The sequence below is a fragment of the Salinactinospora qingdaonensis genome (assembly GCF_039539445.1).
In the GTDB taxonomy this organism is placed as follows: Bacteria; Actinomycetota; Actinomycetes; order Streptosporangiales; family Streptosporangiaceae; genus Salinactinospora; species Salinactinospora qingdaonensis.
Genome location: NZ_BAABDD010000044.1, coordinates 22,776 through 33,659, shown reverse-complemented (window position 1 = coordinate 33,659; position 10,884 = coordinate 22,776). Strand labels below are relative to the sequence as shown.

Genomic DNA, 10,884 nt, shown 5'->3' with positions numbered 1-10,884 from the left:
TCATCAACCGCAACAGCGGCAAAGCCCTCGAAGTCTGGGAATGGGCCACCACCGACGGCGCCCGCCTCTCCCAATACACCGACCTCAACGGCGCCAACCAACAATGGCAACTCATCGAGGTCGACGGCGACGACGACGGCGGTAACGACGGTTGTGGTGCCGGCACCGGGGATGCCGAGGTGGTGCTCTCCGGTGGCACCTGGACCGCCACCAACAGCGGCAGCACGGTCTACAGCGGCGGCGATATGCTCAGCGCGATGCGGGCGGGGGTGGACAGCCTCACCGCCGGGCGCACCAGTCAAGAGCGGGTGGTGGTGCGCGGCTCAGGCGCGATGAGCGCGAGCCAGTCGCTGGATCTACCCAGCCACACCGCGTTGGAAGTGTGCGGCACCATCGACGTCACCGGCAGTCCTTCCGGGGACAACGCGGTAGTGCGCGCCCGCGGTGTCAGCGATGTGGCGGTGCCCTACTTGAGTGTCACCGGCGCGCCCTACTTCGGCGTCTTCGTGCGCAACGCCAGCAACGTCCACCTCGGCCAGATCGACCTTCGCCTCTCCGGCGGGCTGGGGATTCGCATCGACAACCACAGCGACCGCAGCACACCCACCACCAACGTCACCATCGACGACGTCTATGTGGAGGGGACCGGCAACCACGGCGTGGAGACCTACGGGGTCGACGGGCTGACCATCGGCACTGTGGTCGCACGCAACACCGCCTACTCCGGTCTGTTGCTCAACGACACGATCAACGCCGAGGTGGGCCTGGTGGATGCCCAGGGCGCGGGCACCGGCACCGGCTACGCGGCGTTTCGCATGGCCAACCGCAACGGCCGCGTGGGTGGGAGTTACCCCACCAATATTCACGTGGGCGAGGTGATCGCCCGTGGCGGCGGACGCGGGGTGTTTTGCGTCTCCGAGAGCGGCGGGGCGGTCATCGACCGGGTCGACATCGCCGACACCGGCAACAACGCCATCTTGATCGAGAACTGCTACAACGTCGACATCGCCGCTGAGAGCGGAACGGTGGCCGGACCGGGCACGATCCGTATCGCCGCTCGCGACGAGTTCGCCAACACCTCCGACGTCACGATCCACAACCTCACGGTGACCGACTCCGCACTCGTGGAAAACCCCTGCGGCACCAACGTCACCTTCACCAACAACACCCTGATCAACACCAGCGACAACACCTGCTAACCCACCCTTGCCGGGCGTGGGCGCACCGGTGCGCCCACGCCCGGTGGTGCCGCTGAGAAACCGATCAGATCAGGCGGGCCAGCGCAGCCGACACGGAAAAGTGACCATCCTCATACTCAGGGTAATCAACCTGCTGACTGCCGGAATTCTCAGCCGGCCCAGGTGACGGTCGGGAACAAGCTGGGAAGCACCACTGTCGTAGAACGGCGGACCCTCCACGAGGGCACGAGGGCAAGCCGAATAAGGATTCAAGCTATGGCAGATTCCGTACAGCGACCGACGACCGCGAGCGGCACGTTCACGATCGGTGGCGAATTGACCGTCAACCGCCTGGGTTTCGGCGCGATGCAGCTCACCGGCCCCGGGGTCTGGGGACCACCGGCCGACCACGAGGAGGCGATCCGGGTACTGCGGCGGACGGTGGAGATGGGCGGGACCCTCATCGACACCGCCGACGCCTACGGCCCCTTCGTCAGCGAGGACCTGATTGCCGAAGCGCTGCGCCCCTACCCTGAGGACCTGGTCATCGCCACCAAGGGTGGACTGACGCGCCAGGGTCCCAGCATGTGGCAGCCGGTGGGGCGGCCGGAGTACCTGCGTCAATGCGTGGAGATGAGCCTGCGCCGACTCCGACTGGAGCGCATCGACCTGTACCAGTTGCACCGGATCGATCCCCAGATTCCCCTGGCCGACCAAATGGGGGCGCTGGCCGAGATGCGCGCCGAGGGCAAAATCGGTCACATCGGTCTCTCGCAGGTGAGCGTGACCGAAATCGAGGCCGCACGCGAGATCGTCGACGTGGCCTCGGTGCAGAACCTCTACAACCTCACCAACCGCGACTCCGAGGACGTTCTGGAGTACTGCGAACGCAACGGGATTGGGTTTATCCCATGGTTCCCGCTGGCCACCGGGGAGCTGGCGACCCCCGGTGGGGTGCTGGCCACAGCCGCGGCCGAGCACGGTAGCTCGCCGGCCCAACTCGCGTTGGCCTGGCTGTTGCACCGCTCCCCCGTAATGCTGCCGATCCCCGGCACCTCCAAGGTGGCCCATGCCGAGGAGAATGCCGCGGCGGCGCTCATCGAGCTCACCGCGGCCGAGCGCGAGAAGCTCACCGCGCTCGCCTAGCAACGGGCCGCAGCGGCGCGACGCCGTTGCGAGCGGTGGCTGCGCTGGTGGGGTGGCGCCGAATCGGCTCCCCACCAGCCGGCTCGGTTACGGGTATCGCGAGACGAGACACGAAACGCCACTGTCGAAACGTTTCAAGCGGCGCCGGTGGTCGTCACTCGGGTGGGGCGGCGGTGCTGGAACGCTCAACGAAGGACGTAGCCAGCTCCATCCTGGTGCTTTCCAGCTCTTCGCCCCTGATCAGTCGGAATAGCATCCGGCTGGCGATCTGGGCCATCTCCTCCAGCGGTTGGCGGACGGTCGTCAGCGGCGGCCGGGCCCACTGGGTTTCCGGCAGGTCGTCGAAACCGACGACGCTGATGTCCTCGGGCACCCGCAGCCCGCGCTCGAACAGCGCCTCGTAAACCCCCAGCGCCATGAGGTCGGAGCCGGCGAAGATGGCGGTGGGCGGCTCGGGGAGGTCGAGCAGCGCCTGAGCTTGGGTGTACCCGCTGGGGCTGAGGAAGTCGCCATAGCGGACGTAGTCGTGCGGCACCTCCAGGCCGGCGCTACTCATGGCGCTGCGGTAACCGTCGACGCGCGCCCTGCTGCACAGCAGATGTTTCGGACCGCTGATGGTGGCGATGCGGCGGTGTCCTTTTTCGATGAGGTGTTCGGTGGCGTTGAGCCCGCCGGACCAGTTGGTGGCCCCTACGGCGGGAACGTCGCCTTGGGGCACGCCCACGGGATCGATGAGGATCACGGGGATGCGCAGCAGGTCGAGTTGGGCCTGCTGCGTGGGCGAAAGCCCCGACAGCACGAGCACCACGCCGTCGGAATCGCGTGCGCGCACGTTGTCCAGCCACTTGCGGGTGGAGCGGTTACCGCGCCGGTCGTGCACGGCCGAGACGACGGTGCCAAAACCGGCTTCGTGGGCCGACTCCTCGACACCGGCCAGGATCTCCATGGCCCACGGGCTTCCCAGATCGACGAAGACGAGGTCGATCAGGCCGACCTTGCGTTGGGCCCGGGACTTGCGAGGCGTGTAGCGATGGTGCTCCAGCAGTCGCTCGACTTGGCGACGGGTGTCGACGGCCACGTCCAGGTGCCCGTTGAGCACCTTGGAGACAGTGGGCACAGAGACCCCCGCCTCCTCAGCGATCTGCGCAAGAGTGCGCCGTTGTTCAGTCACGAGCATCCATTCCACGTCGGCCGCGAACCGGGCAGTGATGCGAGTATAGCCCGAAAGTTTCGAGGGGCACCGTCGCCCCTTCGGCAACGTAACGAGTAACACACCGCCACCGAAACCCCACGCTCCGCCCTCGACTTGCCCTCGGTGACCACCGATCACGGTGGACCAATGCACTGTAACAGTACCGAAATGTGTGATCTGATTGACACCGCGCAGAGAGACGCTTAGCGTTCACACACATCGAAACTTACCGAAAGATTTCGAGTCCCAACTGTTCCAGGTTTCCAACGGCCCCTGCTTGGAAGGACGGTGTTTCGTCCTATGCGTTACATGTCTCGACCACATCTCATCGGTAGTGCCGCCCTGGCCCTGGTGGTGGGTGCCACCTCGGCTTGCGGAACGTCCGGCCCGGGCGAAGAATCGGGCGGCGGCTCCGAAGGCGGGCTGGAGGTGTGGGCCCTGGAGGATGCCACGGTCAACCCGATCGTGCAGCAGGGCATTGAGCAGTTCAACGAATCCTCCGACGTCTCCGCCGAGCTGACGACCTACGTCAACGACGCTTACAAACAGAAGCTCCAGGTGGCGATGGGCTCCCCCAACGCCCCCGACGTGTTCTTCAACTGGGGCGGCGGCAACCTCGCGCAGTACGTCAACTCCGACCAAGTGGTCAACTTGAGCCCCTACATGGAGGACGACCCCGAACTGCGCGAGTCCTTCCTGCCCAGCGTGCTCGACGTCGCCGAGATCGACGGTGAGTACTACGGGGTCCCCATGCTCGGCGTCCAGCCGATCGTGCTGTTCTACAACAAGCAGGTCTTCGAGGACGCGGGGATCGAGCCTCCGGAGACCTACGCCGATCTGCTGGATGCGATCGACACCTTCAAGGAGCAGGACATCATCCCGGTCTCCCTGGCCGGCGCCCAGGGCTGGACGGAGCTGATGTGGCTCGAATACCTCACTGACCGGTTGGGGGGCAAGGGGGTCTTCGACGCGATCGCGGCAGGCGAGGAGGGCTCCTGGCAGGACCCGGCACTGCTGGAGGCGCTGAGCATGTGCCGCGACCTCGCCGAGCGGGGCGCGTTCGGGAGCAACTTCAGCTCGATCGACTACGACAACGGCAGCGCCTCGTCGCTGCTGGCCTCGGGCAAGGCCGCGATGATGCTGATGGGCACCTGGGAGCTTGGCACTCAGACGGACCGCAACCCGGAGTTCGTCGAAAGCGGCAACTTCGCCTACACCGACTTCCCCACGATGGAAGACGGTGAGGGGGAGCCGAACGCGATCGTGGGTAACCCCAGCAACTACTTCTCCATCAACTCCGACACCGAGAACGAGGAAGCCGCGGTGGACTTCCTGACCAACACGGTCACCTCGGATCAGTACGTCGAAGGGCTGATCGAGGCCGGCCAGGTGCCCGCTGTCGAGGGAATCGAAGACCAGTTCTCCAGCAGCGACACCCCCGAATTCAGCGAGTTCACCTACAACCTCGTCTCCGACGCGCCCAGCTTCACCCAGTCCTGGGACCAGGCCGTCGACCCGGCCACCGCAGAGGCCATGCTGACCAACCTCCAGCAGGTCTTCCTCGGCGACACGACGCCCGAGGAGTTCGGTGAGGCCATGGAGCAGCAACGATGAGCCAAGCAGCTCGCGTGGAGCGGCCCGGAATCCTCTGGGCCGCTCCGGCTCTCGTCTTTTTCGGACTGTTCGGTCTCGGCCCCGTCGTGGTCGTGGCCTACCTGAGCTTCACCCAGTGGAACGGGCTGGAAACCCCCGTATGGGTCGGCATGGAGAACTGGCAGGCCCTTCCCGGCGACCCCAACGTGGGGCACGGGCTGCTGATCTCGCTGGGGCTGACCTCCCTGTGCTGGCTGACCCAGACGCCGTTGGCGATCATGTTCGGCGCTTGGGCCGCTGGAAAACAGCGGATTCGGGCCGTGGCCAGCGCGATCTTCTTCCTGCCGCTGCTGCTGTCGACGGCGGCGATCGCGCTGATCTGGCGGGCGCTGCTGGACCCCAACTTCGGGCTGGCGCCCGACATCGGCCCCTTCATGGGCCTTCCCAACGGCAACTTCCTGGGCAACGGCTCCATCGCGCTCTACGTCATCGCGTTCGTGATCCTGTGGCAATTCCTGCCGTTCCACATGCTGCTGTACCAGGCGGCGGCGCGCGATATCCCGCGCAACTTCTACGAGGCGGCTGAGATCGACGGTGCCAGCCGGCTCCAGCAGTTCTTCTCGATCACCGTCCCGCAACTGCGCAACACCATCATCGCCTCGTCGATCCTGATCATCGTCAACTCGATGACCTTCTTCGAAACGGTGCTGCTGCTGACCAACGGCGGTCCCGGGACGGCGACGCGCATCCTGCCCCTGCACATGTACTTCCGAGGCTTCAGCGGGTTCGAGATGGGCTACGCCAGCGCCATCGCCGTGGTCCTGGTGGCGGTGGGCACCACCCTGTCGCTGCTCATCGTGCGCATCACCGGCTACTCCAAGATGACCAGCCAGCGGGAGGGAGCATGATGACTGTGGAAAGCACCGCCCGCACCACCGAGCCCGCCGTGGGGCAGGGCAGGGTCAGCGGCACGGAGCCGCGGAAGCCACGAAGACGAGGCCAGCGACGCGAGCGCCCCAACATCGGCGCGGGGATCGGCGCGGGACTGTGGTTCGTCATCGTCGCCGTCCCGGTGTACTTCCTGCTCGCCACGAGCCTGCGCGGCCAGGGAGATTACCTCGGCGAAGGGCCGCTGTCGCTGCCCACCGGCCTCACCCTGGACAACTACGTCCGGGTCTTCGAGGTTGGCTTTGCGAATTTCCTGCTCAACAGCCTGATCGTGGCCACAGGCGCCATCTGTCTGGTACTGGCGGTCGCGCTACCGGCGGCGTTCGCCATCGTGCGCAGCCAGAACCGTTTCGTGCGGGCCACCTTCAGCCTGTTCCTGCTAGGGCTGGCCGTGCCGGCACAAGCGGTGATCATCCCGATTTACCTGATCATCACCCGGTTGAACCTCTACGACAGCCTGACCGCCATCATCTTGCCGACAGCGGCGTTCGCCCTGCCGATCTCGATCCTGGTGCTGACCAGTTCGCTGCGCGATGTGCCGCGGGAGCTCTACGAGGCGATGGCCATCGACGGTGCCAAGGTCAGTCAGACGTTCCTGCAATTGGTGCTGCCGCTGTCGCGCTCGGGAATCGTGACGGTGGCGATTTTCGTGGGGCTGCAAGCCTGGAACAACTTCATCTTCCCGCTAGTGCTGACCCAAAGCCAAGAGACGCGGGTACTGCCGCTGGGGTTGTGGGAGTTCCAGACCCAGTACGGCACTGACGTCCCTGGCCTCATGGCGGCCGTGGTGCTCTCGGCCCTGCCGATCTTCGCGCTGTACCTGTTCGGCCGGCGACACCTGCTCGGCGGACTGGCAGCGGGCTTCGGCAAGTAAGCCGGTCGTCCCCACCGGCCGGCGATCCCGGCCGGTCCAGGCGATGTGAAAGGTGACGATGACCCGCAGTGACGATGCTCCACCGAGCGCGATCTCCAGCGTCTCGGAGCGAACCCTCCACAACCCGATCCTGACCGGTTTCCACCCCGACCCCTCGATCCTGCGCGTTGGCGACGACTACTACATCGCCACCTCGACGTTCGAGTGGTACCCGGGCGTGCTGCTCTACCACTCCCGCGACCTGGTCAACTGGTGCCCGCTGGGCGGGGCCTTGGACGACACGCGGCTCGTCGACCTGACGCGCTGCCGCGACTCGGCGGGCGTGTGGGCGCCGTGCCTGTCCTACGCCGACGGTCTCTTCTACCTCGTCTACACCAACGTCGAGACCTACGCGGGGTTTTGGGACACGCCCAACTACATCACCACCGCCCCCGACATCAACGGCCCCTGGTCCGATCCGGTCGCGGTGCACTCGATGGGCTTTGACCCGTCGCTGTTCCACGAGGACGGCCGGAGCTGGTTGCTGACCAACCTCAGCGACTGGCGACCGGAGCGAGACGCCTTCTCCGGCATCGTGCTACAGGAGGTGTCACGCAAGGACCTAAGTCTCCTCGGCGACCCCCAGGTGATCTTCACCGGCACCGAAGCCGGTGTCACCGAGGCCCCCCACGTCTACCGGCGCGGCGACTGGTACTTCCTGGTCACCGCCGAAGGGGGGACGAGCTGGGAGCACCAAGTCACTGTCGCTCGGGCTCACTCGCTGTACGGACCCTACGAGGTCGACCCCGCAGGCCCGCTGCTGACCAGCAAAGCGGACCCGCACCTGGGGTTGCAAAAAGCCGGTCACGGCAGCCTCGTGTCCACCCCTGACGGAGACTGGTATCTGGCCCACCTCGCTTCCCGGCCCGCCACCCAGCGGGGAAGGTGCGTGCTGGGGCGCGAGACCGCGCTCCAGCCGGTGCAGTGGACTCGCGACGAATGGCCGCAGGTCCCCGGCGGTATCCCCCACGAGGAGATCCCCGCGCCGGCGCTGTCCCCGCACCCCTGTCCCGAGCAGCCTGAGGTGGACCATTTCGACGACGCCGTGCTGCGGCCGGAGTGGAGCACCCTGCGTCGGCCCGAGTCACCGGCCTGGGTGTCGCTGCGGGAACGCCCCAGCCACCTGCGCATCCGCGGCGGGCAGTCCCCGCAGGGGCTGCTGCGTCCCAGCCTCGTGGCGCGGCGGGTACAGCACCACCGCTGTGCGATGGACACGTGTATGGAGTTCGAGCCGATCAGTTTCCAGCAGATGGCGGGACTGACCGCGTACTACAACACGCGGCTATGGCACTACCTGCGCGTCAGCCACGAGGAGCAGATGGGCCGGTTCGCACGCGTGTTGAGCTGCGACCGTGGCCGGGTGCGCGAGGTGGGCGAGCCGGTGATCATCGAGGGTTGGCAGCGGGTTTACATGCGCGTCGAGATCGACACCGAGGTGGTGCGGTTCTCCCTGTCACCCGACGGGGCGGACTGGATCACCGTGGGGCCGGAACTCGACGCCACCATCCTCTCCGACGACTACGCGGAAGAGGAGCACGACGGCGATGTGAGCGCGCCGGGTTTCACCGGAGCCTTCCTCGGGTTGTGGGTGCAAGACCTCACCGGTACGGGCCGCTACGCCGACTTCGACTACGCCCACTACCGCCAGAAACCGTAACTCCTCCCGCCCGCCTCGGGGGCGCGGGCCGGGAGCTGACCGCACCGACACCAGTAGGGGGTGGGTGGCGTGCGACGCCACCTTCCCTCTGCTGGTTGTGCTCTCGAGACGCGCGGGGTCGCGGCAGAGGCCGGCCGCCACGGAGTCGAGCGTGGCCTCCTCGGCTACCGGCCGGCCGATGCCATAACAGCACTGAGAAGGGGCGGGAGAGTACGTTCCCCCGTCTCCCGCCACGCCACCCACCGCCCTTGGGCCGCTTTAGTGTGAGAGGCTCCCATGACGGCGGTCATGATCTTTTGTCATTCCTGTACGATCCACGGATTCACCTGGTTAAATGCGTGTTCATCACCGGAGTTGTGTTTTCCCGAGACCAAGATCTGGACTGGGGTGTCATGGTTTCGGTGCAGGTGGAAGTGGAGACGAGCCTGTCACAGCCGGAGCGGAACCACCGGTAATCCCCTGAGGGATCGGTGCTCACCAGTGGCTGGGAGCCTCCCTGCCAGCACAGCGAACCGGCTTCGAGTTTCATCGAATTTTTGCTTCTCAACGCGGGTGATCGTGGGATTTCGCGGCGGGTTCGCATGCATTATCGCGGCGTGTGACTGCCGCAAAAGCACAGTCATCCGATCACCGGGGAAGCTCGCGATATGACAGGCCAGAAACGAAAACGACTCACGGTCTTTACAAAGCGGCGCGGTCTTAAATATGGTCCCAATAACTGGGAGCGCTCCCAACACCTTTGTTGGTAGGGCTCCCGGTACGGGGGACCCCTGATGACCACAAGGACAAGGAGCCGCGCATGCCCCGCACACTCATGCGCTCTGTGCTGAAAGGCGGCGCCGCCCTAGCGCTGGGCGCCGCGATGCTTATCCCGACCTCGGCGTCGGCCGCGGAGTCGTCGTTCTACGTCAACCCCGACACCGGCGCCGCCCAGTGGGTGGCCGAGAACCCCGGCGACTACCGCGCCGACGTGATCCAAGACCGCATCGCCAGCGTCCCGCAGGGCACCTGGTTCACCGGGCAGTACTCGGGTGCGGTCCAAAGCGAGGTCAGCTCGGTCGTCAACGCCGCAGCCGCGGAGGGCAAGACCCCGATTCTCGTGGTCTACAACATCCCCAACCGCGATTGCAGCGGCGCGAGCACCGGCGGCGCGTCGAGCCACTCCGAGTACCGCGCCTGGGTCGACCAGGTCGCCGCCGGCCTCAACGGCCAGCCCGCCAGCATCGTGCTGGAGCCCGACGTGCTCTCGCTGATGAGCGACTGCATGAACCAGTCGGAGCAGCAGCAGGTCATGGACTCCATGGCCTACGCCGGCAAGGCGCTGATGCAGGGCTCGTCGCAGGCGCGGGTCTACATGGACGCCGGGCACTCCAACTGGCACTCCGCCGGGGAGATGGCCTCGCGGCTCAACGGCGCCGACGTTTCCAACAGCGCTCACGGCATCTCCACCAACGTGTCCAACTACAACTGGACCGACGACGAGATCTCCTACGCCAAGCAGGTCATTTCGAGCATCGGAGACTCCTCGCTGCGCGCGGTGATCGACACCAGCCGCAACGGCAACGGCCCCGCTGGCGGGGAATGGTGTGACCCGGAGGGCCGGGCCATCGGCACCACGCCCACCACCGACACCGGCGACTCGATGATCGACGCCTTCCTGTGGGTCAAGCTGCCGGGCGAGGCTGACGGCTGCGCCGCGGGCGCGGGCGAGTTCGTCCCGCAACTGGCCTACGACATGGCGATGGCTGCGCCTGAGCCCACGGACGAACCCACCGACGAGCCCACCGACGACCCCACGGATGAGCCCACCGACGAGCCCACGGATGAGCCCACCACCGGCGATGGCTGCACGGCTTCGTACTCGGTGGCCAACGAGTGGGACAGCGGCTTCCAGGCCTCGGTGACCGTCACGGCTGAGGAGGACATCGACGGCTGGACCGTGACGATGGACTTCCCCGACGGCCAGCAGGTCAACCAGATGTGGAACGCCAACGCCGGCGGCAGCGGCTCGCAGGTCACCGCGAGCAACGTGGGCTACAACGGCTCGCTCAGCGCCGGTGACAGCACCGACTTCGGGTTCACCGGCACCCACAGCGGCAGCAACAGTGACCCCTCGGTTAGCTGCGCCGCCAGCTAACGAACCGACCGGCGCGCCACGGGCCGCGTCGCTGAGCGGCACGTGAGAGACGCCAGGGGAGGACGGCGCCGCCGTCCTCCCCCTTTTTGTGTGTCACTTTCTGTGTCGCCGCTTTCCGAT

The 10,884-nt window shown here is 66.3% G+C and carries 8 protein-coding genes; 7 read left to right on the top strand and 1 reads right to left on the bottom strand.

Translation table 11 applies throughout. From position 1 onward, the window contains the following. Both ABD848_RS23550 and ABD848_RS23545 read left to right on the top strand, forming a co-directional pair. The coding region (locus tag ABD848_RS23550) for an RICIN domain-containing protein (RefSeq protein WP_344976888.1) at positions 1 to 1,199 on the top strand (1,199 nt) is incomplete at its 5' end. Between the two features lie 255 nt (positions 1,200 to 1,454). After that, a complete protein-coding gene (locus ABD848_RS23545) occupies positions 1,455 to 2,324 on the top strand; it encodes an aldo/keto reductase (protein ID WP_344976885.1) in 870 nt (289 codons plus the stop codon). A gap of 154 nt (positions 2,325 to 2,478) precedes the next feature. Here ABD848_RS23545 and ABD848_RS23540 read toward each other — a convergent pair whose 3' ends face one another. Continuing rightward, positions 2,479 to 3,501, bottom strand: a complete 1,023-nt coding sequence (locus ABD848_RS23540) for a LacI family DNA-binding transcriptional regulator (RefSeq protein ID WP_425567678.1) — start codon at positions 3,499 to 3,501, stop codon at positions 2,479 to 2,481. A 324-nt stretch (positions 3,502 to 3,825) separates the two neighbouring features. On the opposite strand from ABD848_RS23540, the gene ABD848_RS23535 reads away from it, so the two are divergent. The 5 genes from ABD848_RS23535 (at position 3,826) to ABD848_RS23515 (ending at position 10,764) form a co-directional block, all read left to right on the top strand. Then, positions 3,826 to 5,130 carry an ABC transporter substrate-binding protein gene (locus ABD848_RS23535; protein WP_344976879.1) on the top strand — a complete coding sequence of 435 codons (1,305 nt, stop codon included), beginning with the start codon at positions 3,826 to 3,828 and terminating at the stop codon, positions 5,128 to 5,130. Next, complete coding sequence (locus ABD848_RS23530; protein ID WP_344976876.1) at positions 5,127 to 6,017, top strand: carbohydrate ABC transporter permease; 891 nt, start codon at positions 5,127 to 5,129, stop codon at positions 6,015 to 6,017. Before ABD848_RS23535 ends, ABD848_RS23530 begins: the two co-directional genes overlap by 4 nt. After that, a complete protein-coding gene (locus tag ABD848_RS23525) occupies positions 6,014 to 6,931 on the top strand; it encodes a carbohydrate ABC transporter permease (protein ID WP_425567677.1) in 918 nt (305 codons plus the stop codon). Before ABD848_RS23530 ends, ABD848_RS23525 begins: the two co-directional genes overlap by 4 nt. 58 nt (positions 6,932 to 6,989) lie before the next feature. Next, positions 6,990 to 8,627: a glycoside hydrolase family 43 protein gene (locus ABD848_RS23520; RefSeq protein ID WP_344976873.1), complete on the top strand. Its 1,638-nt coding sequence runs from the start codon at positions 6,990 to 6,992 to the stop codon at positions 8,625 to 8,627. Between the two features lie 799 nt (positions 8,628 to 9,426). Continuing rightward, a complete protein-coding gene (locus ABD848_RS23515) occupies positions 9,427 to 10,764 on the top strand; it encodes a glycoside hydrolase family 6 protein (protein WP_344976870.1) in 1,338 nt (445 codons plus the stop codon). Positions 10,765 to 10,884 lie beyond the last annotated feature (120 nt).

Bases quoted from the DNA above. Each gene is read 5' to 3' on its own strand.
- ABD848_RS23545 (WP_344976885.1), top strand. From the start codon at position 1,455: ATGGCAGATTCCGTACAGCGACCGACGACCGCGAGCGGCACGTTCACG.
- ABD848_RS23540 (WP_425567678.1), bottom strand. From the start codon at position 3,501: ATGCTCGTGACTGAACAACGGCGCACTCTTGCGCAGATCGCTGAGGAG.
- ABD848_RS23535 (WP_344976879.1), top strand. From the start codon at position 3,826: ATGTCTCGACCACATCTCATCGGTAGTGCCGCCCTGGCCCTGGTGGTG.
- ABD848_RS23530 (WP_344976876.1), top strand. From the start codon at position 5,127: ATGAGCCAAGCAGCTCGCGTGGAGCGGCCCGGAATCCTCTGGGCCGCT.
- ABD848_RS23525 (WP_425567677.1), top strand. From the start codon at position 6,014: ATGATGACTGTGGAAAGCACCGCCCGCACCACCGAGCCCGCCGTGGGG.
- ABD848_RS23520 (WP_344976873.1), top strand. From the start codon at position 6,990: ATGACCCGCAGTGACGATGCTCCACCGAGCGCGATCTCCAGCGTCTCG.
- ABD848_RS23515 (WP_344976870.1), top strand. From the start codon at position 9,427: ATGCCCCGCACACTCATGCGCTCTGTGCTGAAAGGCGGCGCCGCCCTA.